26 protein-coding genes are annotated in these 26,917 nt (G+C 68.5%); 18 read left to right on the top strand and 8 right to left on the bottom strand.

Annotation, left to right across the window (positions count from 1 at the left end):
• The first annotated feature begins 6 nt into the window (after positions 1 to 6).
• The 4 genes from KPB06_RS28130 (at position 7) to KPB06_RS28145 (ending at position 3,541) form a co-directional block, all read left to right on the top strand.
• Positions 7 to 663: an amino acid ABC transporter permease gene (locus tag KPB06_RS28130; RefSeq protein ID WP_059574444.1), complete on the top strand. Its 657-nt coding sequence runs from the start codon at positions 7 to 9 to the stop codon at positions 661 to 663.
• Positions 660 to 1,415 carry an amino acid ABC transporter ATP-binding protein gene (locus KPB06_RS28135; RefSeq protein WP_060310980.1) on the top strand — a complete coding sequence of 252 codons (756 nt, stop codon included), beginning with the start codon at positions 660 to 662 and terminating at the stop codon, positions 1,413 to 1,415. Before KPB06_RS28130 ends, KPB06_RS28135 begins: the two co-directional genes overlap by 4 nt.
• Positions 1,412 to 2,722 (top strand): NAD(P)/FAD-dependent oxidoreductase, encoded by a 1,311-nt coding sequence (locus tag KPB06_RS28140; protein WP_275905851.1) that lies wholly within the window; start codon positions 1,412 to 1,414, stop codon positions 2,720 to 2,722. The genes KPB06_RS28135 and KPB06_RS28140 overlap by 4 nt, the downstream gene beginning before the upstream one ends.
• A gap of 78 nt (positions 2,723 to 2,800) precedes the next feature.
• The gene (locus KPB06_RS28145) at positions 2,801 to 3,541 is read left to right on the top strand and encodes a class I SAM-dependent methyltransferase (protein ID WP_275905850.1); all 741 of its coding nucleotides are present in this window, start codon (positions 2,801 to 2,803) and stop codon (positions 3,539 to 3,541) included.
• 24 nt (positions 3,542 to 3,565) lie between these two features.
• Here the strand turns inward: KPB06_RS28145 and KPB06_RS28150 are convergent, their stop codons facing one another.
• Positions 3,566 to 4,987, bottom strand: a complete 1,422-nt coding sequence (locus tag KPB06_RS28150; protein ID WP_275905849.1) for a cytochrome-c peroxidase — start codon at positions 4,985 to 4,987, stop codon at positions 3,566 to 3,568.
• A gap of 94 nt (positions 4,988 to 5,081) precedes the next feature.
• On the bottom strand, positions 5,082 to 6,755 hold the full coding sequence (locus KPB06_RS28155; protein WP_275905848.1) for a phospholipase C: 1,674 nt from the start codon (positions 6,753 to 6,755) through the stop codon (positions 5,082 to 5,084).
• Between the two features lie 401 nt (positions 6,756 to 7,156).
• Between KPB06_RS28155 and KPB06_RS28160 the strand changes: the two genes are divergently transcribed.
• Positions 7,157 to 8,014, top strand: a complete 858-nt coding sequence (locus tag KPB06_RS28160) for an EamA family transporter (RefSeq protein WP_059574438.1) — start codon at positions 7,157 to 7,159, stop codon at positions 8,012 to 8,014.
• A 27-nt stretch (positions 8,015 to 8,041) separates the two neighbouring features.
• On the opposite strand, the gene KPB06_RS28165 is transcribed toward KPB06_RS28160, so the two are convergent.
• The gene (locus tag KPB06_RS28165) at positions 8,042 to 8,515 is read right to left on the bottom strand and encodes an Lrp/AsnC family transcriptional regulator (protein WP_059574437.1); all 474 of its coding nucleotides are present in this window, start codon (positions 8,513 to 8,515) and stop codon (positions 8,042 to 8,044) included.
• Between the two features lie 321 nt (positions 8,516 to 8,836).
• Here KPB06_RS28165 and KPB06_RS28170 point away from each other — a divergent pair, with 321 nt between their 5' ends.
• From KPB06_RS28170 to KPB06_RS28195, 6 genes are all read left to right on the top strand, one after another.
• A complete protein-coding gene (locus KPB06_RS28170) occupies positions 8,837 to 10,222 on the top strand; it encodes an amino acid permease (RefSeq protein ID WP_059639448.1) in 1,386 nt (461 codons plus the stop codon).
• Between the two features lie 46 nt (positions 10,223 to 10,268).
• On the top strand, positions 10,269 to 11,471 hold the full coding sequence (locus tag KPB06_RS28175) for an amino acid aminotransferase (RefSeq protein ID WP_059574435.1): 1,203 nt from the start codon (positions 10,269 to 10,271) through the stop codon (positions 11,469 to 11,471).
• A 167-nt stretch (positions 11,472 to 11,638) separates the two neighbouring features.
• Positions 11,639 to 12,037: a DUF488 domain-containing protein gene (locus KPB06_RS28180; RefSeq protein WP_059574665.1), complete on the top strand. Its 399-nt coding sequence runs from the start codon at positions 11,639 to 11,641 to the stop codon at positions 12,035 to 12,037.
• Positions 12,038 to 12,155: 118 nt separating this feature from the next.
• Positions 12,156 to 12,446 (top strand): DUF1488 family protein, encoded by a 291-nt coding sequence (locus KPB06_RS28185; protein ID WP_059574434.1) that lies wholly within the window; start codon positions 12,156 to 12,158, stop codon positions 12,444 to 12,446.
• Positions 12,447 to 12,462: 16 nt separating this feature from the next.
• On the top strand, positions 12,463 to 12,702 hold the full coding sequence (locus tag KPB06_RS28190; RefSeq protein ID WP_006479066.1) for a hypothetical protein: 240 nt from the start codon (positions 12,463 to 12,465) through the stop codon (positions 12,700 to 12,702).
• A 152-nt stretch (positions 12,703 to 12,854) separates the two neighbouring features.
• Entirely contained in the window at positions 12,855 to 13,196 is a 342-nt protein-coding gene (locus KPB06_RS28195) for a metal ABC transporter ATPase (RefSeq protein WP_275905847.1), read from the top strand.
• 28 nt (positions 13,197 to 13,224) lie between these two features.
• On the opposite strand, the gene KPB06_RS28200 is transcribed toward KPB06_RS28195, so the two are convergent.
• The 3 genes from KPB06_RS28200 to lhpI all read right to left on the bottom strand — a co-directional run bounded on the left by KPB06_RS28200 (position 13,225) and on the right by lhpI (position 15,530).
• Entirely contained in the window at positions 13,225 to 14,004 is a 780-nt protein-coding gene (locus KPB06_RS28200; RefSeq protein ID WP_059574432.1) for a helix-turn-helix domain-containing protein, read from the bottom strand.
• A 16-nt stretch (positions 14,005 to 14,020) separates the two neighbouring features.
• A complete protein-coding gene (locus KPB06_RS28205) occupies positions 14,021 to 14,425 on the bottom strand; it encodes a response regulator transcription factor (protein WP_060011360.1) in 405 nt (134 codons plus the stop codon).
• Positions 14,426 to 14,594: 169 nt separating this feature from the next.
• Complete coding sequence (gene lhpI, locus KPB06_RS28210) at positions 14,595 to 15,530, bottom strand: bifunctional Delta(1)-pyrroline-2-carboxylate/Delta(1)-piperideine-2-carboxylate reductase (RefSeq protein WP_059574430.1); 936 nt, start codon at positions 15,528 to 15,530, stop codon at positions 14,595 to 14,597.
• 262 nt (positions 15,531 to 15,792) lie between these two features.
• On the opposite strand from lhpI, the gene KPB06_RS28215 reads away from it, so the two are divergent.
• From KPB06_RS28215 to KPB06_RS28245, 7 genes are all read left to right on the top strand, one after another.
• A complete protein-coding gene (locus KPB06_RS28215) occupies positions 15,793 to 16,530 on the top strand; it encodes a FadR/GntR family transcriptional regulator (RefSeq protein ID WP_059574429.1) in 738 nt (245 codons plus the stop codon).
• A 127-nt stretch (positions 16,531 to 16,657) separates the two neighbouring features.
• Positions 16,658 to 17,779 carry a branched-chain amino acid ABC transporter substrate-binding protein gene (locus KPB06_RS28220; protein WP_275905846.1) on the top strand — a complete coding sequence of 374 codons (1,122 nt, stop codon included), beginning with the start codon at positions 16,658 to 16,660 and terminating at the stop codon, positions 17,777 to 17,779.
• A 58-nt stretch (positions 17,780 to 17,837) separates the two neighbouring features.
• Complete coding sequence (lhpH, locus tag KPB06_RS28225) at positions 17,838 to 18,845, top strand: trans-3-hydroxy-L-proline dehydratase (RefSeq protein WP_124658141.1); 1,008 nt, start codon at positions 17,838 to 17,840, stop codon at positions 18,843 to 18,845.
• A 198-nt stretch (positions 18,846 to 19,043) separates the two neighbouring features.
• On the top strand, positions 19,044 to 21,635 hold the full coding sequence (locus KPB06_RS28230; RefSeq protein WP_275905845.1) for a penicillin-binding protein 1A: 2,592 nt from the start codon (positions 19,044 to 19,046) through the stop codon (positions 21,633 to 21,635).
• A gap of 80 nt (positions 21,636 to 21,715) precedes the next feature.
• The gene (locus tag KPB06_RS28235; RefSeq protein WP_275905844.1) at positions 21,716 to 22,594 is read left to right on the top strand and encodes a PilZ domain-containing protein; all 879 of its coding nucleotides are present in this window, start codon (positions 21,716 to 21,718) and stop codon (positions 22,592 to 22,594) included.
• A 224-nt stretch (positions 22,595 to 22,818) separates the two neighbouring features.
• Positions 22,819 to 23,148, top strand: coding sequence for a DUF4148 domain-containing protein (locus KPB06_RS28240; protein ID WP_027783001.1), 330 nt, complete (start codon positions 22,819 to 22,821; stop codon positions 23,146 to 23,148).
• Between the two features lie 362 nt (positions 23,149 to 23,510).
• Positions 23,511 to 23,915 (top strand): lysozyme inhibitor LprI family protein, encoded by a 405-nt coding sequence (locus KPB06_RS28245; protein ID WP_059639457.1) that lies wholly within the window; start codon positions 23,511 to 23,513, stop codon positions 23,913 to 23,915.
• Between the two features lie 53 nt (positions 23,916 to 23,968).
• Here KPB06_RS28245 and KPB06_RS28250 read toward each other — a convergent pair whose 3' ends face one another.
• Together KPB06_RS28250 and KPB06_RS28255 are read right to left on the bottom strand one after the other, a co-directional pair.
• Complete coding sequence (locus tag KPB06_RS28250; protein WP_006483707.1) at positions 23,969 to 24,616, bottom strand: response regulator; 648 nt, start codon at positions 24,614 to 24,616, stop codon at positions 23,969 to 23,971.
• The gene (locus KPB06_RS28255) at positions 24,613 to 26,715 is read right to left on the bottom strand and encodes a PAS domain S-box protein (protein WP_275905843.1); all 2,103 of its coding nucleotides are present in this window, start codon (positions 26,713 to 26,715) and stop codon (positions 24,613 to 24,615) included. The genes KPB06_RS28250 and KPB06_RS28255 overlap by 4 nt, the downstream gene beginning before the upstream one ends.
• Positions 26,716 to 26,917: the final 202 nt, after the last annotated feature.

Consider the following 26,917-nt stretch of genomic DNA (forward strand, 5'->3'; position numbering starts at 1 on the left):
GACCTCATGTTTTTCCAGAACGCGATCGATTTCCTGCCGATCCTGCTGAAGGGCGCGGTGGTCACGATCGAGATCACCGCATGCGCGTTCGTGCTCAGCTCGGTGCTCGGGCTGATCCTCGCATTGCTGAAGGTGTCGCGCAATCGGGCCGTATCGACGGCCGGCAGCACGATCATCAACGTGATCCGCGGGCTGCCGATCATCGTGCAACTGTTCTATATGTACTTTGTGCTGCCCGATCTCGGCGTGCAGCTGTCGGCGTTCCAAGCTGGCGTGCTGGGCCTCGGCATCGCGTATTCGGCGTATCAGGCCGAGAATTTCCGCGCGGGCATCGAGGCGATCGACCGCGGCCAGATCGAGGCCGCGCACGCGATCGGCATGCGCGGCCCGATGATCATGCGGCGCGTGGTGCTGCCGCAGGCGTTCCGCATCGCGCTGCCGCCGTACGGCAACACGCTGGTGATGCTGCTGAAGGATTCGTCGGTCGCGTCGACGATCACGGTCGCCGAGATCACGCGCGCCGGCCAGCTGATCGCGTCGTCGACGTTCCAGAACATGAGCGTCTACACGCTCGTCGCGCTGCTGTATCTCGCGCTCGGCCTGCCGCTGATGTTCGGCGTGAACCGGCTCGGCAAGCGGCTCGCACTGAGGAGAGGCGCATGATCCGGATCGATTCGATACACAAGCGGTTTCAGCAGCACGCGGTGCTGAAGGGCGTGAGCCTCGACGTGCGGCAGGGGGAGGTCGTGTGCCTGATCGGGCCGTCGGGTTCCGGCAAGTCGACCGTGCTGCGCTGTATCAACGGCTTCGAGACCTACGACGAAGGGTCGATCACGATCGACGGCGTGAAGGTCGACGCGCATTCGAAGCGGATCCACGAATTGCGAATGCGGGTCGGCATGGTGTTCCAGCGCTTCAACCTGTTCGCGCACCGCACCGCGCTCGAGAACGTGATGGAAGGGCCCGTGCACGTGCGGCGCATGCCGGCCGCGCAGGCGCGCGAGCAGGCCCGCGCACTGCTCGACAAGGTCGGGCTCGCGCACCGGATGAATGCGTATCCGTCGGAGCTGTCGGGCGGGCAGCAGCAGCGCGTCGCGATCGCGCGCGCGCTCGCGATGGAGCCGCAGGCGATTCTGTTCGACGAGCCGACGTCGGCACTCGACCCCGAGCTCGTCGGCGAAGTGCTCGGCGTGATGCGCGGGCTCGCTCGCGACGGGATGACCATGGTGGTCGTCACGCATGAAATGGCATTCGCCCGCGAGGTGGCCGATCGCGTGTGCTTCCTGCACGACGGCACGATCTGCGAGAGCGGACCGGCGCGCGACGTGCTCACGCAGCCGACGCATCCCCGTACGCAGGAATTCCTGCGCCGCTTGCTGGCGTCGGACGGCGCCGACCACCCGGATCGAACATGAGCGCAACGAACGCGGCACCCGGATGGCCCGGCTCGCGGTGGCCGGATTCGCTGTGGGCGGCGACCGCCGCGCCGGCGCCCGATACGCCCGCGCTCGACGCGTCCGCGTCGTGCGACGTGGCGATCGTCGGCGCCGGCTTCACCGGCCTGTCGACCGCACTTCATCTGGCCGAGCGCGGCGTGAACGTCCGCGTGATCGACGGCGCGCAGCCGGGGTGGGGCGCGTCGGGCCGCAACGGCGGGCAGGTGATTCCCGGGCTGAAATACGACCCCGACGAACTGGTGCGCCGGTTCGGCGACGCGGCCGGCGAGCAGCTTGCCGGTATCGTCGGCGGCGCGGCCGACACGGTGTTCGACCTGATCGCGCGGCACGCGATCGATTGCGATGCGCGTCGCGAGGGCTGGATCCAGCCGGCGCCGACCGCCGCGATGCTCGATACGGTCGCGCGCCGCGCGCAGCAATGGGCCGCGCGCGGCGCGCCGGTCGACGTGCTGGGCCGCGACGACGTCGCGCGGCGGCTCGGCACGCCAGCGTATGCGGGCGGCTGGATCGATCGCCGCGCGGGCAGCGTGCAGCCGCTCAGCTATACGCGCGGCCTCGTGCGCGCCGTGCAGGCCAGCGGGGCGGTCGTGCACGGAGCGACCCGCGCCGTCGGGCTGACGCGTGCCGACGGCCGCTGGCGGATCGCGACGTCCGGCGGCGCGACGCTGTCGGCCGAGCGCGTCGTGATCGCGACCAACGGCTATACGGACGGGCTGTGGCCCGGCTTGCGTCAGTCGGTGATCGCCGCGAACAGTTTCATCGTCGCGACGGAACCGCTCGCGCCGGCGCTTGGCCGCGACATCCTCGCCGGCGGCGAAGTCGCGTCGGATGCGCGGCGCCTGCTGCTGTACTTTCGCCGCGACGCGGCCGGGCGCCTGCTGATGGGGGGGCGCGGCCCGTTCGCCGACCCGCGCGCGCCGAGCGACTGGCGCCATCTCGAACGCGCGACGACGCTGCTGTATCCGCAACTGAAGGGCGTCCGGTTCGAATACCGCTGGGCGGGGCGCGTCGCGATCACCGCGGATTTCCTGCCGCACGTGCACGAGCCCGCGCCGGGCGTGACGATCGCGCTCGGCTACAACGGCCGCGGCATCGCGATGGCGACGACGCTCGGCAAGCACCTGGCCGCGCATCTGTCGGGCGATGCGCAACTGCCGCTGCCGTTCCGGGTTTCGCCGATCCGACCCATTCCGTTGCACGGGCTGCAGCGCTTCTATATCGCGGCCGGGGTCGCGTGGTATCGGTTGCTCGACAGTCTGTCCTGACGCAGGCGCGACGGCAGTCGCCATCCGTTATCCGATCGGGCAGAATCGGCCTGCCCTGTTTCGACCGACGGATACCCCATGACCGAACCGAACGACCCGAACGAATCGCCCGGCCGCCGCGCTTACGCGAGCTTCGCGCAACGCTATGCGGACATCGCGCCGACGAAGGCACACAACGCGCTTTACGAGCGGCCGGCTACGATGGCGCTGCTCGGCGACGTCGACGGCCTGACGGTGCTCGACGCCGGCTGCGGGCCTGGCATCTGCAGCGCGCATCTGGCCCATCACGGCGCGACCGTGCATGCGTTCGACGTGACGCCGGAGATGGTCGCGCTCGCGCGAACGCGCTGCGCCGGGCTGGCGGTCGACGTCACGGAAGGCGATCTGGAGGCGCCGCTCGCGTGGCTGCCCGACGCGTCGGTCGACAAGGTGCTGTGCTCGCTCGCGCTCGACTACGTGCGCGACCTCGCACCGACGCTGCGGGAATTCCGGCGCGTCGCGCGTGCCGGGGCAACGCTCGTGTTCTCGATGGCGCATCCGATGCGCGACTGGTTGGACGAACGCACGCGTGGCGACGGCACCTACTTCGATACCTCGCGCTTCGGTTTTCACTGGTCGGGGTTCGGCGAGCCGCGGCCGTACGTCGAAGCCTGGCGGCGGCCGCTCGCCGACATCCTGAACGCGGTCTCCGACGGCGGCTGGCGGCTCGACCGCTTCGTCGAACCGAAGCCGCTGCCGGAAATGAAAGCCGTGTCGGAACGGCTTCATGCGGAGCTGTCGCTCGCGCCGGCGTTTCTCTGCATTCGCGCGCGCTGCTGACGCGGCGCTGCGCTCGGCCGGCGTTCAGCGCTGCGGCGACGGGTCCGTCAGCGTGCCGAGAAACGCTTCGATATCCTTGATGTCCTGCGCCGTCATCGCAGGCTTGTCGCCCGGCTTGCGATCGAACGGCGCGTCGGTCACGTCGACGTTCGCGCGATATTTCGGCGGGATGTCGTCGTATTCGTCGATCTTGCCGTCCGGCCCGCGCGGATAGAACTTCTGCGGCGAGATGCTGCGCTCGTTGTAGAACGCCATCACCTGGTCGAGCGTATGGAATACGCCGTTGTGGAAGAACACGTGGCGCGTCGCCGCGTTGCGCAGCGTCGGCGTCAGGAACATCCCACAGTACTGCGTCTGGTCCTTCAGGTCGTCGCGGAACGGCCCGCACACGCCGAGATCGTGGAACGCCGGGTTGCGGTTCTGCGCGAGCGCGCGGTTGCGCGGCGCGCCCAGCGCCTCGTACTGGTAGTCGGTAAACATCGGCGGCAAGCCGTCCTTGCCGGGCTTCGACAGGTGGCAGCCCGCGCAATTGGCCTTGTCCGGATCGTTGAACAGGCGCAGCCCGCGCAACTCGGCCTGCGTGAGGCGTGCGCGGCCTTCGAGCCAGCGGTCGTACTTGCTGTCGTACGGATGAAACGACGGGTCCTCGACCTGGTAGCGCGCGATCGCGAACATCGCTTCCGATACCGCGAGCTGCGGCGTGGAGAACACGCGCGCGCCGAACAGCTGCTCGAATTGCGCGCGATGCGACGACTGCGCGAGCTTGCGCGCGACGTCGTCGACGCTCGCGTTCGCCATCTCGACCGGATTCAGCAGCGGCCCGAACGCCTGTTGCTGCAGCGTATCGGCGCGGCCGTCCCAGAACATCCCGCCCTGCGGCACGAGCTGCGGCGCCGCCGACGTGCCGGCCACCTTCTGCGCCTTGACGACGCCGGCCGCCGCCGCGGCCTGCTGCGCGACGCTCGGCGCGGCGTCGTTCTCGCCGGCATCGGGGCCGATGCTGAAATTCGGCTGACGGTACAGGTACATCAGCGACGGCGGCGGACGATAGCCCTGCTGCGTCATCGCGAGGCCGCCCGGCTGCACGTCGAGCGCGTTCGGCGGGCCGTACGCGTGATCGGGGCTGTGACACGACGCGCAAGACTGCTTGCCCGACGCCGACAGCGACGGATCGTGGAACAGCGCGCGCCCGAGCTGCGCGACCGCCGACAACGGCTGCGCGGCAGGCCGCTGGAGCACGACCGGATGCGGGTTCGCGCCGGTCCAGTCGGCGACCGCGGTGCCGATCGCCGCCGGCACCCGCGCGGGAAACGCGATCGCGAACGCGCCATAGCCGAGCACGGCCGCGCCGAGGACGAACGCCGCGCGGCGCAGCACGCGGGAAGGGGCGCGCGGCGCGGGCGTGCCGGACGCATCGGGAGATGGAAACGCGGGGCGAGCTGTCATGCTGTCGGTCGAAAATCGGGCGCCGCACGAGGCGGCGCGTTAAATGGAAACGGCCGGCGCGCGATGCGCCGGCCATGCGTTCAGGCCGTACCGGTCAGATCGCCGGGGCCGTGCTCAGCACGGTGCCGAGCGTCGGGTCGAGATACAGCGGCGTCGTGTTCGGCTTCGACGTGAAGTCGAACAGGTTGCGCAGGTCGCCGGCCGTCGCGTCGAACGAGCCGCCGCCGATCCGCTGGCCGCCGAGCCAGTTGTCCTCGATGAAGCGCACGATGGACGCCTGGTCGAGCATCGTGTGGTCGACGTAGTTCTGCTTCGCGTACGGCGAGATCACGACCAGCGGAATGCGCACGCCCGGGCCGCAGCGGCCGTTCACGGTCGCGCCGTTCACGCCGGTGGTGCCGCCCGTGCCGCACTTGCCGGCGCCGTTGAGCTGGTCGACCGGGTCCGACGATGCGTGCGTCGGCGCCGTGTACACGTGGTCGTACCAGCCGTCCGAGTCGTCATAGGTGACGATCACGGCCGTGTTCTGCCAGTCCGGCTGCTGCTGCAGGAAGTTGACGACCTTCGTCACGAACGCCTGCTCGTCGAGCGGATCCGAATAGCCCGCGTGCCCGTCCTGCGCGGCCGGCGCCTTCAGGTAGCTCACCGACGGGAAGTTGCCGGCCTTCACGGCGGCGAAGAAGTCGTCCGTGTCGTACTGGTGGTTCGCCGGTTCGGGCGTCTTGCCGTCGGTCTCGACGCTCGAACCGATCGCCGCGATCGAGCTCGGACGCGTGTGTTGCGGGTTCGCGGTCGACGCGTAGTACTGGAACCAGTTGTGATGCGGGATGTAGTCGGCCGTCGCGGCGTTTACGGCGGTGGCGACCGTGCTGCGCGCGCAGCCCGTCGTGCCGTTGCCGTTCGTCGTCGACAGGTTGAAGCCGCCCATGAAGCCGCCCCACGTGATCTTCGCGGCGTTCAGCAGGTCGCCGATGTTCTTGCCGGTCATCATCGCCTGGTCGGTCGTGCTCGAACACACGTCGAAGCCCGGGTCGACGTCGTTGATCATCGTGAGGCCGCCCTGGCCGTCGTTGATGTAGTACGAGGTCGCGGCGAGCGTCGACGGCTGCTTCGACGTCTTGACGATCTGCATCCCGTTGGTCTGGCCCGACACGACGTTCAGCGCGCCCGGCGTCGACGGGCCGTAGACCGTCGTGTACGTGTTGTCGCTCATCGCGAAGCGCTGTGCGTAGTTCCACAACGCGGTCACCGTGTTGCCGTCGAAATAGCCCATCACCTGGCCTTTCGTGCCGAACGCGCCGGCGCCGCCGGACGAGCCCTTGCCCGTGTACTTCGGGAACAGGTCCGCAAGACCGTTGTCCTCGGCCTGCTGTTCGGCCGTGTACGCGTGGTTCTGGTCGGCGGTCGCGGCCTGCGTGCGGTCGAGGCGGAACGGGTTCGCCGCGTCGGTGCCGTTGGCCGTGTTCGTGAAGTTCGGGTTCGCGGTGAGCAGCGTGCCCGTCAGGCCGTTCGGCGTCGGCGTGCCGGGTTTCGCGGTGAACGCCGGTTCGCCCGACGGGTTCGTCGCGTTCGGATAGGTGCCGAAGTAATGATCGAACGAGATGTTTTCGCCGTAGATCACGACGACGTGCTTGATCGGCGTGGCGGTCTGCAGCGCATCCTGCGACGACACGGCGGCCGTCGGCGTGGAATCGTCACTGCCGCCGCAGGCGAACAGCGCAAGCGTGGCGCCGGCGCAGGCGGTGACGAGCAAGGCTTGACGGAACATCGGGAAACTCCAGGGTAAGGCCTTCGATGGTGGAGAACGGCCCCGTCGCCGTGTCGGTTCGGCGCGGAGCTCGTGAGGAAGCACGCGCATTGGAACAGCCGCGTATGAAAATATGGGGACGGTGTGTTTTCGCGACGGTTGCGCCGCGGTATCGGTTTCATTACGACCCGGCGCGATGCGAAAGAGAACGGAAAGGGGCGGACTGTCCGCAACCTCCACGTCATAGGTCGCCGCATGCCGGTCGCTTGCGACGCCAGCATTGCCGGGCGGGCGACGGGCAGCCGCCGGCCGGATCCTTGGCAGGGCGTCGCGCGTCGCTTTTTTGACAATACGGTGACGCGTTCATACGATGAACGCCTGCCGTGCACCGTGCGGCTTCCGACCGTCAGGGAGTATTGAGCGTGCCGATCCCCGTTCTGTTTGCCGTTCTGTGCGCGGCGTTCCTGCACGCATCATGGAATGCGCTCGTGCGCAGCAGCGGCGACCGGCTGCGCTCGGCCACGGTGCTGCAGATCGCGATCGGGCTGTTCGCGCTGCTGTTCCTGCCGGCCGCCGCGCCGATCACGCCGGCGAGCTGGCTCTGCGTCGTCGCGTCGGCCGTGATCCACGTCGTCTATACGCTGCTGCTCGTCCGTGCTTACGAGCACGGCGACCTGAGCGTCGCGTACCCGGTCGCGCGCGGCACCGCGCCGCTGCTGGTCACGCTCGGCGCGGCGGCGTTCGCGGGCGAGCGCCTGAACGTCGGCGCGCAATGCGGGCTCGTGCTGATCTGCGCGGGCATCATGGCGATCGGACTGGAGCGCGGGCGCGGCGCGAAACACCGGATGATGCAGGTGCTGCCGACCGCGTTCGCGACCGGCGTGTCGATCGCGGCGTACAGCGTGGTCGACGGGATCGGCGTGCGCGAGAGCGGCAGTACGGTCGGCTATACCGCGTGGATGTTCGTGCTGACAGGCGCGATGATGGCCGCGTACTACCGGCTGCGGGCGGGGCCGCTGCGGCTGACGCAGGATGTCGGCGAAACCGCGAAGGCGGCCTGCGGCGGCGTGTTCGCGGCGCTCGCGTACGGCATCGTGATCTGGGCGATGGATCGCGCGCCGATGGGGCCGGTGTCGGCGCTCCGAGAAACGAGCGTGGTGTTCGCGGCGCTGATCGCGCGCGTGTATCTCGGCGAGCGGCTGACGCCGCGTCGGGCGGCAGGGTGCCTCGTGATTGCTTGCGGCGCGCTGCTGATCAGTGCGTTCGAAGCGGTGCGGTGAACGCGCCGGCGCGGTGCGCCGGGCGCGTCAACCTTCCACCGGCATCGCGCTCGTGCACTTGATCTCGTCGAGACACACGCTCGAATGCACGCCGCTCACGCCCGGAATGCGCATCAGCGTTTCGAGCAAGAACGTCGACAGCCCCTTCAGGTCGTGCGCGACGACCTTCAGCACGTAGTCGATATCGCCCGTGACCGAGAAACATTCCTGGATCTGCGCGAGATCCGACACGAGTTTCTGGAACTTCGACAGATCGCGGATATGCCCGCGCTCCATCGTCACGTGCACGAACGCGGTGACGCCGAACCCGAGCGTATCGGGGCACAGCCGGGTTTCATAACGGCGGATCGCGCCGATTTCCTCCAGCCGCCGATGGCGCCGCAAGGTCTGCGCGGGCGACAGCCCGACGGCCTTCGCCAGGTCGAGGTTCGACGCACGGCCGTTCTCCTGCAACACCGACAGCAAGTGGCGATCGATGCGGTCGAGAAGCGGTTCAGGCATTTTTGTTTCCTCATCTGTCTCCTGGGCGCAATCTTATCTCATAATGTAGGGTTTGCATGAGCGGGTTACGCAACCCGATTTCGCCGTCGCGACGCTAAACTGACGCCGGATTTTCGTGTTCGGCCGCGGCAATGCGGCATGGGCGACGAGTCGGCGGCCGGTCTGGCCGGCACGCCGACGCGAATCGGGTGTCGCCCGCGCGAAAATTGCAGTCCCCAACCCGGCGTCCCCACGAACGGCCGCCGGCACAGCAAAAACAGCGCCCGGCACACCGAGGCGCGCCGCGCCGCTTCCTGCGGAGGCGGGAAGAATGGAGAAGACATGGTTTCTGGAAACGAGAGCGCTGGCCTCAAGCGCGGGCTGAAGAACCGGCACATCCAGCTGATCGCGCTCGGTGGCGCGCTCGGCACGGGGCTGTTCCTCGGCATCGCGCAGACGATCAAGATGGCCGGCCCGTCCGTGCTGCTCGGCTACGCGGTGGCCGGCATCGTCGCGTTTTTCATCATGCGCCAGCTCGGCGAGATGGTCGTCGACGAACCCGTCGCCGGCTCGTTCAGCTATTTCGCCGACAAATACGTCGGCCACTTCACCGGTTTCCTGTCCGGCTGGAACTACTGGGTGCTGTACATCCTCGTCAGCATGGCCGAGCTGTCGGCCGTCGGAATCTATGTGCAGTACTGGTGGCCCGGCGTGCCGACCTGGGTGTCGGCGCTGGTGTTCTTCGTCGCGATCAACCTGCTGAATCTGGCGAGCGTGAAGTCGTACGGCGAGACGGAATTCTGGTTCTCGATCATCAAGGTCGCCGCGATCGTCGGGATGATCGGCTTCGGCGGCTGGCTGCTCGCGAGCGGGCAAGCGGGGCCCGAAGCGAGCATCGCGAACCTGTGGCGGCACGGCGGTTTCTTCCCGAACGGCGTGTCGGGGCTCGTGATGTCGATGGCCGCGATCATGTTCTCGTTCGGCGGGCTGGAGCTGATCGGCATCACCGCGGCCGAGGCGGACGATCCGAAGCACAGCATTCCGCGCGCGACCAACCAGGTGATCTACCGGATCCTGATTTTCTACATCGGCGCGCTCGCCGTGCTGCTGTCGCTGTATCCGTGGGAAAAGGTCGTCACCGGCGGCAGCCCGTTCGTGCTGATCTTCCATGCGCTGAGCAGCAACGTGGTCGCGAACGTGCTGAACGTCGTCGTGCTGACGGCCGCGCTGTCGGTCTACAACAGCGGCGTGTACAGCAATAGCCGGATGCTGTTCGGCCTCGCGAAGCAGGGCAACGCGCCGAAGGTGCTGTGCTCGGTGAACAAGCGCGGCATTCCGCTCGCCGCGCTCGGCGCGTCGGCGCTCGCGACCGGCGTGTGCGTGCTGGTCAACTACTTCATGCCGGGCAAGGCGTTCGAGGTGCTGATGGGCCTCGTCGTGTCGGCGCTGATCATCAACTGGGCGATGATCACGCTGATCCACCTGAAGTTCCGCCAGGCCAAGCGTGCTGCCGGGGAAGAGACATCCTTCCGCAGTGTGGGCTATCCTTTCACGAATTACCTGTGCCTGGCATTCATGGCCGGCATTCTCGTCGTGATGTACCTGACGCCGGATCTCCGCCTGTCGGTGTACCTGATCCCGGTATGGCTCGCGGTGCTCGCGATCGGGTATCGCTTCCGTCAGAAGAATGCGGGCTTGGCGGTGCACGACGGCGTCTCCGCACGCTGACGCAGGCCACGACCGACCATTGTTCCAAACGAGACCGACTCAAGCCATGTTCGAACACATCGACGCGTACCCGGGCGACCCGATCCTGACGCTCAACGAGAATTTCCAGCAAGATCCGCGCGACCGGAAGGTCAACCTGAGCATCGGGATCTATTTCGACGCCGAAGGCCGGATCCCGGTGATGGGCGCCGTGCGCGAAGCCGAAACCGCGCTGCAGCGCGACAGCGGCCCGAAGCCGTACCTGCCGATGGTCGGCCTGGCCGCGTATCGCGACGCCGTGCAATCGCTCGTGTTCGGCGCCGATCACCCGGCCCGCGCGGCCGGCCGCATCGCGACGCTGCAGACGCTCGGCGGCTCGGGCGCGCTGAAGGTCGGCGCCGATTTCCTGAAGCGCTATTTCCCGGATTCGCAGGTGTGGCTGAGCGATCCGAGCTGGGAAAACCACCGCTTCATCTTCGAGCGCGCCGGCTTCACGGTGAACACGTACCCGTACTACGACGAAGCGACGGGCGGCCTGAAGTTCGACGCGATGCTCGCGGCGATCGACGCGCTGCCGGCGCGCAGCATCGTGCTGCTGCACGCGTGCTGCCATAACCCGACCGGCGTCGATCTCGACGAAGGCCAGTGGGAGAAGCTGATCGACGTGATCGAGGCGCGCGGCCTGCTGCCGTTCGTCGACATGGCGTACCAGGGCTTCGGCGCGGGGCTCGATGCGGACGCGTTCGCCGTGCGCGAGCTGGCCCGCCGCGGCGTGCCGACGCTCGTCGCGAACTCGTTCTCGAAGAACTTCTCGCTGTACGGCGAGCGCGTGGGCGGCCTGAGCGTCGTCTGCGAGGACGCGGCCGCCGCCGACCGCGTGCTCGGCCAACTGGCCGGGGCCGTGCGCTCGAACTACAGCAACCCGCAGACCTACGGCGCGAAGGTCGTCGCGGCCGTGCTCGGCACGCCGGCGCTGCGCAAGCAGTGGGAAGAGGAACTGTCGGCGATGTGCCGCCGCATCGCGCGGATGCGCCAGTCGATCCACGACGGCCTGCGCGACCACGTGAGCGGCGAGGCACTCACGCGCTACGTGAAGCAACGCGGGATGTTCACGTACACGGGCCTGACCGAATCGCAGGTCGACGCGCTGCGCGAGGTGCACGGCGTGTACATCCTGCGCTCGGGCCGGATGTGCGTGGCGGGCCTGAACGACTCGAACGTCGGCATCGTCGCGGACGCTATCGGCAAGGTGCTGAAGAGCGGCGTCTGAACGCGGCGCGCCTCGGCGCGTCACGATGAAGAACCGGCTGTGTCCCGTCACGGGAGCAGCCGGTTTTTCGTTGGGCGGCCGTCATGTGCGATGCCCGGCTGACGCGCGGGCAGGCGCGGCGGTACGATCATGGGATCGCATGCACGACCGAGGAGCAGAGAAACGACATGGGCATCCGGATCATCCAGCTCGGCACGCCGCGCGCGGCCGGCGAAGGCCTGCGGATCGGCACGGTGCGGCGGCCGCCGCGCGGCGTGCCGAAGGCGGAATTCGCGTCGCGCAACTACTATGATGTATGGTTGCCGACGCTGTCGCCGAGCCCCGAACTCGTCGCGCAGGCGCAGGCCGCCGAAACCGACGCCGAATGGAAGGCGTTCAAGCGCCACTTCCGCGCGGAGATGGCGCACGGCGATCCGGCGAAGGTGCTGGACCTGCTGGCCGCGCTGTCGGCGACCACCGCGTTCTCGATCGGCTGTTATTGCGACGACGAAAACCATTGCCACCGCAGCGTGCTGCGCGAGCTGCTCGCGGAGCGCGGCGCGACGATCGAGCCCGACGCGGGCTGAAGCGGGCGGAGGCGGCGTCGCGCGGCGGCGCGATCGTGCGGTGCGGCGAACCGGTTGACGTGGGTCAAGCGCGCGGCCGCGCGCGCCACTATGCTCTCGTCATGGAGCCATCACGACGATGACAGACCGACAGATGCACATTGCTTTCCCGTCCGAACCGCCGGAATACTGCGCGCGCGACCTGGTCGTCGCGTTTTCGGCGCTGGTCGACGGGCGTTGCGTCCAGTGCGCGGTCACGGCCGAGGCGCTGGAGGACCATTTCGGCGCGCGCTCGCTGCTCGAGCGCGATCTGCTGAGCGCATTCGACGCGCACCGCCCGGCCATCGAGGCGATGGCACGACGCATGCTCGAGGAAATCGGCGGCCGGCCGGTGCTGCTGCACAGCGGGCACTTCCGGCTCGAAGGCTGATACCGCAGGAGGGCGCATGACACTGCAGGGCAACATTCACGAACGCGACTGGTCGGTCGAAGTGGAGACGCGCCCGTGCGAATCGGGCGAGTTCCGCTGCCGCGTGTCGGTCGAGCACGGCGCCGGCGCCGCGCGGTTTCATCATACCTTCGAGCACAGCCACGCGTATCCGACGGAGCGCGAAGCGATGATCGAAGGGCTGCGGGCCGGCATGACGTGGATCGAGATGAAGGCGTCGCAGACCTTCAACGTATGAACGGTCCCGCGCCAGCCAGGCGCGGGCAGACTAACGGCCGGCCGCGATCGAACCATGCGCGCCGCGCCACGGGAAACACGTGCCGCCGCACGGCGATGCGGACGGCACTTGCAAGGCGGTCGACGAGCGGCGGCCCCGTCAGGAGACACGACATGGGCGTGGGCATGCAGATCGCCTGCCTGGGATTCACGGGTTCGGCGGCGGTCGAGGCCGAAGCCGGCGCGCAACTGGTGAGGCTCGAACGGTTTCGCGCATTGATCGACGGCTGCCACCTCGCGATCGAATTGCGCACGGCGGCCGATGGCGAGCGCGTGTACGAGGTACGGGTCGACCTGGTGATGCACGACGCGGCGCTCAGGCCTTTGCCGCTGCCGCCATGCGTCGGCGCCGATGTGGACGATGCGCTGCGTCGCGCGTTCGCGCAGGCCGAGCACGCGCTGATCGCGTGGCAGCGGGGCGCCGCCACGGCGGCGCTGCGCGACACCATGCAATGACGTGGCGCCGGCGATCCGGCGCCCTGCGTCAGACCCGCGCGAGCGCTTGCGCGTCGATGATGCGCACGCGCTTGCCGCGCGTTTCGACGAGCGCTTCGCGATGGAACCGCGAGAACATCCGGCTGACGGTTTCGAGCTTCATCCCGAGATAGCAGCCGATTTCCTCGCGCGTCATCCGCAGGTTGAATTCGGTCGCCGAATAGCCGCGCGCCTCGAACCGCGACGACAGGTTCAGCAGGAAATGCGCGACGCGCTGCTCGGCCGACATCGTGCCGAGCAGCAGCATCTGGCTCGATTCGCGGACGATCTCGCTGCTCAGCATCTGGTAGAGAAAGTGCTGCATCGGCTTCATCTCGCGGCACGCGGCTTCGAGCGCGCCGAACGGGATGATGCACACCACGCTGTCCTCCAGCGCGATCGCGTCGCAGCAATGCTGGCCGCCGCCGATGCCGTCCATCCCGAGCGTTTCGCCGGCGATCTGGAAGCCGGTCACGTGCTCGCGGCCGTCGCGATGCATCATCACCGTCTTGAACGAACCCGCGCGCACCGCGTAGATGCTCTGGAACGGATCGTCGGTGCGAAACAGCGCGTCGCCCTGGCGGACCTGCCGCGTCGTGCAGATGATCGCGTCGAGGCGGCCGTATTCGGCGGGCGTCAGGTGCGGCGGCAGGCACATCGAGCGCATCGCGCAGGCCGAGCAGCGGGCGGCCGGATGTTTGGCGGCGTCGGCGCGCGCGGCCGGGCGCAGCGGGATCGTTGGCCGGGGTACGACGGACACGTCGGCGGCGAAGGCGGTGGCGGTGGACATGAGTCGCTCCGGCTCGTCAGGTGCGGCGCACGCGAGCGTGCACCAGGGATTCGATCACGTGGCATGCGGCGTCGAATTCGACGGTCTTGTCGAAGAAGTAGTCGGCTCCCGCCGTCGCGCATGCCTCTCTGAATGCCGGTGCCGAGTGGTTCGTCAGCACGATCGTGACGATGCGCGGCGCGGCTTTCGACAGCATCCCGATCAGGTCGAGACCGCTGCCGTCCGCGAGCCGCACGTCGACGATCACCACGTCCGCGCCACTGCTGCGGATATGCGTCCACGCGTCCTGGCCGTCTTCCGCTTCGCCCACGACCGCAACCCCGCGGATCGCGCCGACGAGCAGCGCGATCCGCTGGCGAACGGCGACCGCATGATCGACGAGAAACACCCTGAGCAAGGCGGGCGACAGGCTGGCATTCATGCCGGCAGTATCGTGTTGCGCCGCCGAAATTGAAATCGGCCGAATTGGAAGTTCGTGTAGGCCGCTTCGACGCGGTGTAGGGCGTTTCCTACACCGCGTACGGGAAATCGCCGGTATGAATCCGACGAGGCGATGCCGCGCGAGCGGTGCGAACGGTCGCGCGGCCGGGTCAGCCGGCGCCGCGCGCGGCCAGTGCGTCGCGCGCGGTGCGGCAAGCGGCCAGGTCCCACGCGGCGCAGCCGACGCTCTTGAACAGCAGCGGGCCGCCGCGGGCGAAGGTGCCGTTCAGCACGTCGGCGAGCGATGCGACGTGCCGCCAGTCGACTTGCGCGACGATCAAGTCGCCGGCTTCGTGGCGCGCGCCGGCCGGATCGTCGACGACGAGCCGGCTGCCCCGCACCGTGTTCGCGTCGATCTCGGCGGCATCCGCGGTGAACGCGCCGACGCCGACCACGAGCCGGCCTTCGCGCACGGCTTCGCGGTAGACGGGCGTGCGGCTCGTCGTCAGCGTGACGACCACGTCGATCGCGTCGGGAATCGCGTCGCCGTCGAGCGGCGCGAGGTGCGGCGCATGCGCGCGGTGGGCCGCGCAGAACGCGGCCGCGCTGTCCGCGCGCGTGCCGCGCACGTGAAGGCGCGCGTCCGGAAAGATCGCCGCGAGCGCTTCCGCATGATTGGCGGCCTGCTTGCCGGTGCCGATCAGCAGGATCTCGCGCGGCGCGGCGCCGTGCAGCGCGTGGATGCCGAGCGCGGTGATCGCCGCCGTGCGGCGGCCGGTGACGGTCGGGCCGTCGAGCGCGAAGCGCATTTCCCCGGTGGCGGCATCGTACGCGGTGACCTGGCCGAGGATCGTCGGCAACCCGCGCGCCCCGTTGCCGGGGCACACGTTCACGAGCTTGTGGCTCGCCAGGTCGTGCGCGCTCGACGGCATCGACAGCATCACGCCGCCACCTTGTAGCGGCACGACCAAGCGTTCGGGGCTGACGATCTCGCCTGCCGCATACTCGACGACCGCTTGCGTGAGCGTGGCGAGCAGCGCCGGGTAGTGGAGCAGCGCGGCCGTGTCGGCCGCGTCGAAAACGGGAATCGGGGAAAGGGCGGTCATCGTGTACGTCGGGGGCGTCGGTGAGTGTGGTCGGCGGACGCATGCCGCGCCCGCCGCGGGTCTGCCGGATACCGTGACACAGGGCAGTGGATCGAATCTATACCACTTGCTGGCGCGCCCGCAACCCAGAAAATAAAGCGCTTCGTGGATTTTGGTTCTAATATCTGGCCAGAAGGCTCGCCGATGCCGCGCTGCCCGCCCGCTCCGGTATAGTGCGAACCCATTCCAGATCCCACGCCCGCGAACGGGCAGGAGCCATACGATGATGTCCGCGCGCCCCGACTCACTCGAAGGCGGTTTCAGGCCGCTGCAGATCTACGAGCAGGTAGCCGAAAAGATCCGCGACGAGATTCGCGCCGGGCGCTACGCGGCCGAATCGCGGCTGCCGTCCGAGCGCGAGCTCGCGGCGCTGTTCCAGGTCGGCCGGCCGGCGGTGCGCGAAGCGCTCGGCGCGCTGCAGAACGAAGGTCTCGTCTTCACGAAGCGCAATTCGGGCACCTACGTCGTCGCGGCGCCGCTCGACGTGCTCTCGCGGCACGGCGACGCGCACACCGTGCTCGAGGCCGATTTCAGCCCGACGTCGACGCTCGACGTGCGGCTGATCCTGGAGCCCGCGATCGCGCGCCTCGCGGCCGCCCATGGCCGCGCCGACGCCGGCGCCGAGCGCTATCTCGCGCAGATGGAAACCATCACCGACATCGACGATCCGCACCAGCGCGCGCTGTGGAACGAGAGCGACCGGCTGTTCCACCGGCAGCTCGCGCTGATGACGGGCGACGCGCTGATCGTGAAGATCGCGGACGAGGTCGCGAAGACGATGGACCAGCCGCTGTGGAAGCGGCTGAAGGACGACGGCATCTACGACGCGGGCCGGATCCGGCTCTACGTGTCCGAACACCGGCTGATCTACGAGGCGATCGTGTCCGGCGATGCCGATGCGGCTGCGTTCTACGTCGAACAGCACATCCGCCGCGTGCGGCGCGACATCGCGCCGAAATGACCGGCCCGCGCGCGCATCCGTTCTGGTCTTCAATATGACCAAAATGCCGACGATTATTTTGAAATTGCTTGCGATGTGACCACGCATGTCCTACATTGGTTTCACACAAAACCAATCAGGAGACATCATGCGACACCTCGTGACCGCGCTTTCGGTGGCCGTCGCCGCTGGCGCGCTGACTTCCGCGCATGCGCAGGAGGTCGTGATGATCGGCCATTCGGCGCCGCTCACGGGCCCGCAGGCCGCCAACGGCAAGGACAATGAAAACGGCGCGCGGCTGGCGGTCGACGAGCTCAACAAGGCTGGCGTGAAGGTCGGCGGAAAGACCGTGACCTTCAAACTGGTTTCCGAAGACGACCAGGCCGACCCGAAGGCCGGCGTGCAGGTCGCGCAGAACCTCGTCGACAAGGGCGTCGTCGCGGTGCTCGGGCCGTATAACTCCGGTGTCGCGATTCCTGCGTCGCGCGTGTATTCGACTGCCGGCGTGCCGATCCTGCCGGTCGCGTCGAACCCGGCGCTGACGAAGCAGGGCTTCAAGAACATCTTCAGGATCGGCGCGAGCGACGAGCAGCTCGGCGGCACGATGGCCACGTTCGCCGCGAAGACGCTGAACGCGAAAACCGCCGCCGTGATCGACGATCGCACCGCATACGGGCAGGGCGTCGCCGAGCAGTTCATGAACGTCGCGCAGGCGAACGGGATCAAGATCGTCGACCAGGAATACACGAATTCGTCGGCCACCGACTTCCTCGGCATTCTCACCAAGATCAAGGCCGCCAACCCCGACGTGATCTTCCTCGGCGGCTATGCGGCGCAGGGCGCGCCGATGGCCAAGCAGATGAAGCAGCGCGGCTTGCGGGCGAAGCTGCTCGGCGGTGACGGCATTTGTTCGGCCGACATGGGCAAGGTCGCGGGCGAGGCGGCGTCGATCGTCTACTGCGCGCAGGGCGGCGTCGCGCTCGAGAAGACGCCGGCCGGGCGCGCATTCCTGAAGAAGTACCACGACACCTATCACACCGATACGCAGGTCTACGGCGTCAATTACTACGACGGCGTGAAGCTGCTCGCCGACGCGATGGTCAAGGCCGGCACGACCACCGACAAGGCGAAGCTGAGCGCGCAGCTCGCGAAGTCGAACTACGCGGGCGTCGCCGGCACCTATTCGTTCGACGCGAACGGCGACCTGAAAGGCGCGCCGACCACCGTCTACGTGATCCGCAACGGCCTGCCGGAACCGTACGCGAAGTAATCCCGTCACCGGACGGCGGCCCGGCCGCCGTCCTTCGTTTCAACGCATCCAATTCGTCATGAAGATTTCCCGATCCCTGTCCACCGTCGAAGTGCATACCGGCGGCGAAGCGTTTCGCATCGTCACGAGCGGGCTGCCGCGGCTGCCCGGCGCGACGATCGTCCAGCGCCGCGCATGGCTCAAGGCGCATGCCGACGAAATCCGCCGCGCGCTGATGTTCGAACCGCGCGGCCATGCCGACATGTATGGCGGCTATCTGACCGAGCCCGTGTCGCCGAATGCCGATTTCGGCGTGATCTTCGTGCACAACGAAGGCTATAGCGACCATTGCGGACACGGTGTGATCGCGCTGTCGACAGCGGCCGTCGAGCTCGGCTGGGTGCAGCGCACGGTGCCCGAGACGCGGGTCGGCATCGACGCGCCGTGCGGCTTCATCGAGGCGTTCGTCCAGTGGGACGGCGAGCATGCGGGGCCGGTGCGCTTCGTCAACGTGCCGTCGTTCATCTGGCAACGCGACGTGTCGGTTCAGACGCCGTCGTTCGGCACCGTGACCGGCGACATCGCGTATGGCGGCGCGTTCTATTTCTATGTCGACGGCGCGCCATTCGACCTGCCGGTGCGCGAATCGGCGGTCGAAAAACTGATTCGCTTCGGCGCGGAAGTGAAGGCGGCCGCGAACGCGGCGTATCCGGTCGTGCATCCGGAGATCCCGGAAATCAACCATATCTACGGCACGATCATCGCGAACGCGCCGCGCCACGCGGGTTCGACGCAGGCGAACTGCTGCGTGTTCGCGGATCGCGAGGTCGACCGCTCGCCGACCGGCTCCGGCACCGGCGGGCGCGTCGCGCAGCTCTACCAGCGCGGGCTGCTCGCGGCGGCCGACACGCTCGTCAACGAATCGATCGTCGGCACGGTCTTCAAGGGGCGCGTGCTGCGCGAAACGACGGTCGGCGGCCTCCCGGCCGTGATCCCGGAAGTGGAAGGCAGCGCGCATATCTGCGGGTTCGCGAACTGGATCGTCGATGAGCGCGATCCGCTCACGTACGGATTTCTCGTGCGCTGAGCCGCGGCGCCGGTCGCCCCCCATTGCGGTGTCCCCGTTACGGCCGCTTCGCGCGGCGTTCCGTTCGTCGTACCAGGTTTGGCGCGTCGTTCCGGTTGCCGGGCACCCGCCTTTCTTGCGTGAGCGCCGCCGCGACACCGCGGCGCGTGTGCCGGCGCAAGGCCGCCGCGGGGCGGCCGGCCGCGCGAGTTTGGTACGATGCAGCCTTTTCAGCAGAGCTCCACCCGCGTGAATCGCCGAAACGTGTCGTCAGTGCGTGCCTTGTGCGCCAGATGGGTCGCGCGCGCCCAACCCGTCGCAGCGGCTGCCGTCGCGCGCGTCAAGCCTCTCGCCGCCACCGCGTGGCGCCATGTCCGCCGCCCGACGCGCCGTGGCGTACTGCTCTCGGCCGCCGCCGTGCCGGCGCTGTTCGCGCTGTACGTGGTCGTGCTCATCCCGTTCACGCCGGGCATCGGCGACATCCGCAAGGCGCGCGTCGACCAGCCCGCGCAGGTGCTGTCCGCCGACGGCAAGCTGCTGGCCGAATTCAAGCCGTCGAACCGCGAATGGGTGGCGCTCAAGCAGATCTCGCCGCACATGGTCGACGCGCTGATCGCGACCGAGGATCACCGCTTCTACGAACACCACGGCCTCGACTGGAAGCGCACGGCGTCGGCCGCGCTCCATACGTTCTCGGGCAGCCGCCAGGGCGGCTCGACGATCACCCAGCAGCTCGCGCGCAACCTGTATCCGGACGAGATCGGCCGCGCGCCGACGCTCACGCGCAAGGTGAAGGAGGCGATCACCGCGCTGAAGATCGAGGCCGTCTACAGCAAGGACCAGATCCTCGAGACCTACCTGAACACGGTGCCGTTCCTGTACAACGCGTACGGCGTCGAGATGGCCGCGCGCACCTATTTCGACAAGTCGGCCGACGAGCTCGACGTGCTCGACAGCGCGACGCTCGTCGGGATGCTGAAAGGCAATAGCTACTACAACCCGGTGCTGAACCCCGAGCGCGCGCTGCAACGGCGCAACACGGTGCTCGGCCAGATGGTGAAGTACGGCAAGCTGTCGCCCGCGCAGTTCGCGCAGTTGCAGCGCCGGCCGCTGCGCATCGACTTCGAGCGCCAGAAGGAGCCGCCGGGGCCGGCGCCGCATTTCGCGCAGCAGTTGCGCAAATGGCTGATCGCGTGGGCCGACCGCAACGACTACAACATCTACTCGGACGGGCTGATCGTCCGTACGACGATCGACTCGCGGCTCCAGCAGATGGCGACGCAGGCGCTCACGCTGCAGGGCAATCAACTGCAGGGTATCGCGAACAACGCATGGAGCGGCCGCGACGGCTGCGGCACCGACAACGAGGTGTTCCGCACCTTCATGCGCGAATCGCCCGAGTACAAGGCCGCGCAGGACGCCGGCAAGGACGACGCGGCGGCGATGAAGCTGCTCGCGTCCGACCGCGGCTTCCTGCACGCGCTGTGCAAGGCGAAGACCGACGTGCAGGCCGGCTTCCTCGCGATCGACCCGCGTGACGGGCAGATTCGCGCGTGGGTCGGCAGCCGCGACTTCACCCGCGAGCCGTTCGACCACGTCGCGCAGGCGCGGCGTCAGCCGGGCTCGACGTTCAAGCCGTTCGTCTATGGCGCCGCGTTCGCGAGCGGGATGAAGCCGGACGATACGTTCATCGATCAGCCGGTCGAGATCCCGTTGAAGGGCGGCGAGATCTGGCGGCCGAACGACGACGTGCCGCCGTCGGGCAAGCCGATGACGCTGCGCGACGCGGTTGCGCTGTCGCGCAACCGGATCACCGCGCAGGTGATGGAGAAGGTCGGGCCGGGCGCCGTCGCGCGGCTGGCGCGCGACATGGGCGTGCGCGAAAGCCCGCTCGAACGCGTGCCGTCGCTCGCGCTCGGCACGAGCCCCGTCACGCTGAAGGAAATGGTCGCGTCGTACGCGACGATCGCGAACGGCGGGCTGTACGTCGAGCCGCAGATGGTCACTCGCATCGAGAACCGCCAGGGCGACGTGCTCGCCGAGTACGCACCGGCGCCGCCCGAGCGCGCGCTCGACGCCGAAACCGACAAGATGCTGCTCGACGTGATGCGCGACGTCGTGACGCGCGGCACGGGCGGCAGCATCCGCACGCGCTTCGGGGTGCGCGGCGATGTGGCCGGCAAGACCGGCACGACGCAGGACAATGCGGACGGCTGGTTCATCCTGATGCAGCCGGGCCTCGTCGCCGGCGCGTGGGTCGGGTTCGACGACGGCCGCGTGACGCTGCGCAGCGATTACTGGGGGCAGGGCGCGCACAGCGCGCTGCCGATCGTCGGCGATTTCTTCCAGCGCGCGCAGCGCGCCCGGATCGTCGATACGAAGGCGAAATTCGATACCGAGCCGTCGCCGGGCTGGTTCGGCTCGCTGCGCGAGCGCGTGACCGACCTGTTCGACACGTGGTTCCCGCCCGAGCCGAAGAAGGCTTCCGCGCCGGTCAGGACGCCGCGCATCGAACGTCCGGCCGAGGCCGACGAAGGGGCGGCGTCGGAAGCGTCGGCCGCGTCGGCGCCGGATGCCGCGTCCGGCGGCATCGTCGAGGAGTGGGTGCCGGCGTCGGAAGTAGCCGCGTCGGCCGCGGCGCTGTCGTCGGGCGCATCGCAGCCGCCGCAGCCTGCTCAGCCGCCGGCGGGCGCGAGTACGACGAGCGGAAGCGGTGCCGGTGTCGGCGCCGCTCCTTCGGCCGTGCCGGCCCCATCGCCGATGCCGGAGCCGGCGCCGGCCGCGCCTGACTCGACCGGCGCTTCGCAGTGACGGAGCCGTTCAGATTCCGCGCGATGCTGCCGTAATCAAGTTGTCACGATAGCTCGCGCGGTCGCCCCCGCGCTTCTCCGATGCGACTTTCCACTGACTATGTCGCGCTCGCGCGCGACGATCTTTCCGTGGGCGTCCCGCTCGCCTTCGACCTCTACGACGCCGACGGCGCCGCGCTGCTGCCGGCCGGCACGACGCTGGCCGACCCGGCGCAGCACGCTTTCCTGTTCGACCATTTCCGCCCCATGCGCCGACGCGACGCCGCCGACACCGATCCATGCGCGTCCGCGGCGACGGGCGTCCCCGCCATGCGCATGGGCTTGTTGGCGGGCGCCGCGATCGGCATCCGCCGGCGGGTCGGCACGACGCGCGCGCTGCAGCGATGCCGGCTGATCGGCGTCGGCGCGTCGGGGGCGCTGTTCGTCGAGCCGCAGCCCGCCACCGCGCTCGCGTTCGCGCGCGGCGACGACGTCGAAGCGGTGGCGGTCGGCCGCGCCGCGGTGTCCCGTTTCGGCGCGACGGTCGAATCGGTGCAGGCGTCGGGCGCCGCGCCGTTCATGATCCTGTCGCCGCCCGGTTTCGTCGACCGGCTGCGCACGCGCGCCGAGCCGCGCGTGCCGGTGCGCATCGCGGCCGGCTGCCGCGGCGCGGCGGACGAAGCGGAAAGCATCGGGGTGGTGCACGACCTCAGCCTGAGCGGTCTGTCGATCGCCGTCGGCCGGGCGATCGCGGCACCCGGCGAGCCGTTGTGCGTGATGCTGCCGTACGAAACCGGCGGCCGTGTCGAGCGGCTGGCGCTCGCCGGCACGGTGCGGGCCGCGCATGCCGATCCGGCGGTGCCGGCGCTGACGCTGCACCATGCGGCGTTCGACGACATCGACGCCGCCGACCTGATTCGCCTCAAGGCACTGCTGTTCGACAGGCAGATGGCGTCGGCGGATATCGACCGCCTGCGCTGACGCCTGGCCCGCGCACGGCCGTCACCCTATCGCGGTATTCGGTGCACGAACGTCGATAATCGTCTGATGAATTAACCTATTCCCGTGCGATTGTACGGTTTCGGTCAACAGTGAATTTGCGATTTAAGTATTTACCCTGATAGTCGAGCCTCCTAGACTTTCACTCATGCGCAACGACTCCGAGTCCGAAGCGCCTGACAAAACAATCCTGGAGGTAACGCATCATGAAATCGCTGATCAAGGCAGTTGCACTGGCCGCCCTGGTGGCCGCACCGGTCGTGTCGTTCGCCCAATCGAACCAGCAGCCGCTGACGCGCGCGCAAGTGCGCGCCGAACTGGTTCAGCTCGAAAAGGCCGGCTACAACCCGAACGACTGGATCAACTATCCGGAAAACATCCAGGCCGCCCAGGCCAAGATCGCGGCCGCGCAGAACGCCGGTGCGCAAGCCGACGCAACCGGCTATGGTTCGAACCCGGTCGCGACGTCGCAGTCGGGTCAGCGCGCGGTCGTGCCGGCCGTGAGCGACCGCTCGTCGGTGTACTTCGGTCACTGAGCCGGCTGTTGTCTCGCGGCCCCGAAGGCCGCGGCCGAAGCCGTATCGGAAAAGCCCGCACACGTATCGTGTGCGGGCTTTTTGCATCTCTTTCATCGAGTACGGCAACGCACGAATTGCCGTCGGCCGAACCGTTCGCAAATAGCCTGCGGCTTGCATGAGCGACACGCCGGTCACCGATCGGCGCCGATTCAGCAATACCTTGCCGTGAACGGTCACGTCTCTCGCCGCGCCGACCCGCTGACAATCCGCCGCGCGTGCGCTAGCATCGCGGTCGATGTCGGCGCGGTGGCGCGGCCCATGCACACGGGGCGCGACAAGGCACCGGGTTCCACACTTCAACGAACAACAAAGGAGCATCCATGCGTGTCTTGACCGGTCTGCTGGGCTCGCTGGCGCTGGTGGCGGGCGTCGCCCACGCGCAGGCGAATTGCGCGGACGCGACGGATCAGGCGACGATGACGGCGTGTGCCGATCGCGCGTACAAGAAATCCGACGGGGAACTGAACCGGACCTACCAGGCCGTCACCGCGCGCCTGCGCGATGCGCAGCCGCTTGCCGACAAGCTCGTGAGCGCGCAGCGCGCATGGATCGCGTACCGCGATGCAGAATGCCGTTTCTCGAGCGCGAATGTCGAGGGCGGCAGTGCATACCCGATGGTCGTATCGACCTGTCTCGACGATCTGACGAAAGCGCGCACCGAAACGTTGAAGGGCTATCTCGCCTGCGAGGAGGGCGACCTCGCGTGCCCGGTGCCGGCGAAGTAACCGCCATGCGCGGGCCCGCCGAGGCCCGCGCCGCACCGGCTACACGTCGTCCGTTACACGTCGTCCGTTTCGTCGAGCAGCTTGTGCCGCATCGCGTAACGCACGAGCGCCGCTTCATGCGGCATCTGCATCTTTTCGAGGATCCGGGTTTTGTAGGTGCTGACCGTCTTCGCGCTCACGCACAGCGCATTCGCGATCTCGGTCAGCGTCTGGCCCGCGGCGATTCGCCGGAACACGTCGAATTCGCGATCGGACAGCCGCTGATGCGGCAGCGTTTCGGCCGGCTCGTTCAGGCTCTGCGCGAACTGCTCGGCCATCGCCAGGCTCACGTAGACGCCGCCCGACGCCACTTTCGTGACCGCGCCGACCAGCTCCGCGCTCGCGCTTTCCTTCGTCAGATAGCCGGACGCGCCCGCACGGAACGCGCGCACCGCGTACTGCTGCTCCGCGTGCATCGTCAGCACGAGCACGCGCAGCGCGGGCTTCTCGTCCTTGATCTGCTTGATCAGCTCGACACCGTTGCGACCGGGCATCGACAGGTCGAGCACGAGCACCTGCGCGGGCGTCGCACGCACCAGCGCGATCGTCGACGGGCCGTCGCAGGCCTCGCCGGCCACCTCGAATCCGGTGGCGTTCTGGAGGATGTGCCGCAGACCGTCGCGTACGAGCGTATGGTCGTCGGCGATGAGCACCTTGATCATGTGATGAGCGTGTCCTGTTGAACGGTGGCGAGCGGAAACGCGACGGTGATCGAGAAGCCGCGCGCAAGCGCGGTGTCGATCGTCACGGTGCCGCCCAGCATGTGTGCGCGTTCGCGAATGCCGATCAGGCCGAACGACTTGTCTTCGTGGGCCGCACCGCCGGGCGCCGCGCCGCGGCCGTTGTCCGCGACGCGCAGCACGCAAAAGCCTTCCTCGATGTCGAGCCGCAACGCCACGCGCGTCGCATCCGCATGGCGCGCGACGTTCGTCAGCGCTTCCTGGACGATGCGGAACAGCGTGGTCGCGCCCGCGCTGGTGAACGTAAGGCCGCCCGTCTCGATGTGGCGCTCGACATCGATCCCGTAGCGGTTCGTGAAATCGTTCGCGAGCCATTCGATCGCGGGCACGAGGCCGAGATCGTCGAGCATCACCGGCCGCAGGTCGGCCGCGATGCGCCGCACCGACGCGACCGTCGCGTCGATCAGCCGCCGCATGCCTTGCAGATGGGTCTGCACGCCATCGTCGGGGTGCGCGCGGCCGGGCATGCGCAGTTGCTGCTCGACGACGGACAGGTCCATCTTCAGCGCGGTGAGCTGCTGCCCGAGGTCGTCGTGCAGCTCGCGCGCGATGCGCGTCTTCTCCTCTTCGCGCACGTTCTGCAGGTTCGCCGACAGTTCGCGCAATTCCTCGCGCGATCGCTTCAGCGCGTTCTCGGCCCGCAGCCGCTCGGTGATGTCGCGCAGCATCACCGTATAAAGCTTGCCCGACGCGTCGCGGATCTGCGAGATCGACGCTTCGATCGGGAATTCCTCGCCGTTGGCCCGCAGCCCGAACAGTACGCGCTGGCGGCCCATCTGCCGCTCGGATACGCCCGTCACGCCGAACTGGTCGACGTGTTTCGCGTGCGCGGCGCGGAACCGCTCCGGAATGAAGCGCGACAGCGGCGCACCGATCGCCTCCATCGCGGACACGCCGAACACCTGCTCGGCCATCGGATTGAAGATCACGACCGTCTGCTTTTCGTCGATCGTGATGATCGCTTCCATCGACGAGCGGATGATGCCCATCATCCGTGCCTCGTTGAGGAGGCCGCGGCTGCTCGCGCCGGCATCGGCGCGGCTGCGCAGCAGCGCATGGACGAGCGCCGCGAACCCGAACGACGCGATCAGCCCGGCGGCGAGCACGGTGCCGGCCGCACGCTGCGCGCCGGTCGCGCTCGGCCGGCCGTCCGCGGAATAGGCGAGCGTCAGCGCGGTGCCGCCGAAATTCAGCACGTCGGTGCGCCGCATCAGGTCGGGCGACGCCGACGCTTCGTCGGTCGTCGTCTCGACGCTGGCGATCGCGCGCGGATCGCCGCCGGCGCTCATCCACAGGTCGATCCCGCGTTCAGTATCGAGCGCGCGCTCGAGCAGGCGCCGCGGGCTCAACGCCGCGAACAGCACGCCGTCGGCGGCGGTTTCGCGCGCGCCGGACGGTCTGGACGCCGCAAGCGGCGAGGCCGTCGCGGGCAGGAACAGCGTCAACGTGCGGGCGTCGCGGGACGTATCGTCGTCGGCCGAATGAACGCCGAGCGCGATATCGCCGGTCCGCAGCGCATGCGCGAGCGGCGCCGCGTCGGACGCGCCGAAGCGCTCGACCGGTGCATTCGACGCGGGGGCGCTGAGCGTCGCTGCCGCGAGCGGGCCGGCCGACGGCGCTTTCGTGCCGGCGAGGGCGCTGCGCGCCGCGGGCGTCAGCGGCACATAGCCGATCTGCCGGACCGGCGAGCGGGCGCTGTCGAGATCGAGCGTCTCCGCATAGCGACGCCATTGCTCGGGCGTCATGGTCGGGACGAGGCCGAACGCGCCGCGCGCGCCTTCGAGCACCGCGACGCCGGTCTGCAGTTCGTGGCGCAGCATCGCGGTCACGTGCGCCGTGCGGCGTTCGAAACGCGTATGAACGGCGGCTTGCCACTGCTCGCGCACCAGCAGCGCGACGCCAAGCGACAACACCGCGCCCGCGCACAGCGCAACGACGCCGGCCGCGAGCGGCTGGCGTAACATGATCTGCAGGGGCGCGGGCCCTCGGGCGCCACGCGTCGGGGTTCCACTGGCGGTCATTCGATGGCCATTCTGTTGTTCGGGCTACCTAAGGCGCTCGGGCAGGGCGGCAAAACCGGAAAACCTCGCACCGGCTGCGTGCAACGACTATTTTGAAGATGAAATTGTGCGCGTTTTACACGTTTTTTGTAATGGGGTCGGTTGAAATCGCGGCAAACGGCTTGAAGCAGGGGCGCGCCGGCCCCGCTTGATGCGCGTCAAC

It is taken from the genome of Burkholderia semiarida, assembly GCF_029268935.1.
Taxonomy (GTDB): domain Bacteria; phylum Pseudomonadota; class Gammaproteobacteria; order Burkholderiales; family Burkholderiaceae; genus Burkholderia; species Burkholderia semiarida.

What these genes read in the sequence shown, in the direction of transcription:
- KPB06_RS28240 (WP_027783001.1), top strand. Translation starts at nt 22,819, where the DNA reads ATGAAATCGCTGATCAAGGCAGTTGCACTGGCCGCCCTGGTGGCCGCA.
- KPB06_RS28155 (WP_275905848.1), bottom strand. Translation starts at nt 6,755, where the DNA reads ATGTTCCGTCAAGCCTTGCTCGTCACCGCCTGCGCCGGCGCCACGCTT.
- KPB06_RS28230 (WP_275905845.1), top strand. Translation starts at nt 19,044, where the DNA reads ATGCAGCCTTTTCAGCAGAGCTCCACCCGCGTGAATCGCCGAAACGTG.
- KPB06_RS28170 (WP_059639448.1), top strand. Translation starts at nt 8,837, where the DNA reads ATGGTTTCTGGAAACGAGAGCGCTGGCCTCAAGCGCGGGCTGAAGAAC.
- KPB06_RS28130 (WP_059574444.1), top strand. Translation starts at nt 7, where the DNA reads ATGTTTTTCCAGAACGCGATCGATTTCCTGCCGATCCTGCTGAAGGGC.
- KPB06_RS28245 (WP_059639457.1), top strand. Translation starts at nt 23,511, where the DNA reads ATGCGTGTCTTGACCGGTCTGCTGGGCTCGCTGGCGCTGGTGGCGGGC.
- KPB06_RS28185 (WP_059574434.1), top strand. Translation starts at nt 12,156, where the DNA reads ATGACAGACCGACAGATGCACATTGCTTTCCCGTCCGAACCGCCGGAA.
- KPB06_RS28250 (WP_006483707.1), bottom strand. Translation starts at nt 24,616, where the DNA reads ATGATCAAGGTGCTCATCGCCGACGACCATACGCTCGTACGCGACGGT.
- KPB06_RS28195 (WP_275905847.1), top strand. Translation starts at nt 12,855, where the DNA reads ATGGGCGTGGGCATGCAGATCGCCTGCCTGGGATTCACGGGTTCGGCG.
- KPB06_RS28175 (WP_059574435.1), top strand. Translation starts at nt 10,269, where the DNA reads ATGTTCGAACACATCGACGCGTACCCGGGCGACCCGATCCTGACGCTC.
- KPB06_RS28180 (WP_059574665.1), top strand. Translation starts at nt 11,639, where the DNA reads ATGGGCATCCGGATCATCCAGCTCGGCACGCCGCGCGCGGCCGGCGAA.
- lhpH (WP_124658141.1), top strand. Translation starts at nt 17,838, where the DNA reads ATGAAGATTTCCCGATCCCTGTCCACCGTCGAAGTGCATACCGGCGGC.
- KPB06_RS28165 (WP_059574437.1), bottom strand. Translation starts at nt 8,515, where the DNA reads ATGCCTGAACCGCTTCTCGACCGCATCGATCGCCACTTGCTGTCGGTG.
- KPB06_RS28220 (WP_275905846.1), top strand. Translation starts at nt 16,658, where the DNA reads ATGCGACACCTCGTGACCGCGCTTTCGGTGGCCGTCGCCGCTGGCGCG.
- KPB06_RS28215 (WP_059574429.1), top strand. Translation starts at nt 15,793, where the DNA reads ATGATGTCCGCGCGCCCCGACTCACTCGAAGGCGGTTTCAGGCCGCTG.
- KPB06_RS28235 (WP_275905844.1), top strand. Translation starts at nt 21,716, where the DNA reads ATGCGACTTTCCACTGACTATGTCGCGCTCGCGCGCGACGATCTTTCC.
- KPB06_RS28200 (WP_059574432.1), bottom strand. Translation starts at nt 14,004, where the DNA reads ATGTCCACCGCCACCGCCTTCGCCGCCGACGTGTCCGTCGTACCCCGG.
- lhpI (WP_059574430.1), bottom strand. Translation starts at nt 15,530, where the DNA reads ATGACCGCCCTTTCCCCGATTCCCGTTTTCGACGCGGCCGACACGGCC.
- KPB06_RS28150 (WP_275905849.1), bottom strand. Translation starts at nt 4,987, where the DNA reads ATGACAGCTCGCCCCGCGTTTCCATCTCCCGATGCGTCCGGCACGCCC.
- KPB06_RS28145 (WP_275905850.1), top strand. Translation starts at nt 2,801, where the DNA reads ATGACCGAACCGAACGACCCGAACGAATCGCCCGGCCGCCGCGCTTAC.
- KPB06_RS28190 (WP_006479066.1), top strand. Translation starts at nt 12,463, where the DNA reads ATGACACTGCAGGGCAACATTCACGAACGCGACTGGTCGGTCGAAGTG.
- KPB06_RS28140 (WP_275905851.1), top strand. Translation starts at nt 1,412, where the DNA reads ATGAGCGCAACGAACGCGGCACCCGGATGGCCCGGCTCGCGGTGGCCG.
- KPB06_RS28255 (WP_275905843.1), bottom strand. Translation starts at nt 26,715, where the DNA reads ATGACCGCCAGTGGAACCCCGACGCGTGGCGCCCGAGGGCCCGCGCCC.
- KPB06_RS28205 (WP_060011360.1), bottom strand. Translation starts at nt 14,425, where the DNA reads ATGAATGCCAGCCTGTCGCCCGCCTTGCTCAGGGTGTTTCTCGTCGAT.
- KPB06_RS28135 (WP_060310980.1), top strand. Translation starts at nt 660, where the DNA reads ATGATCCGGATCGATTCGATACACAAGCGGTTTCAGCAGCACGCGGTG.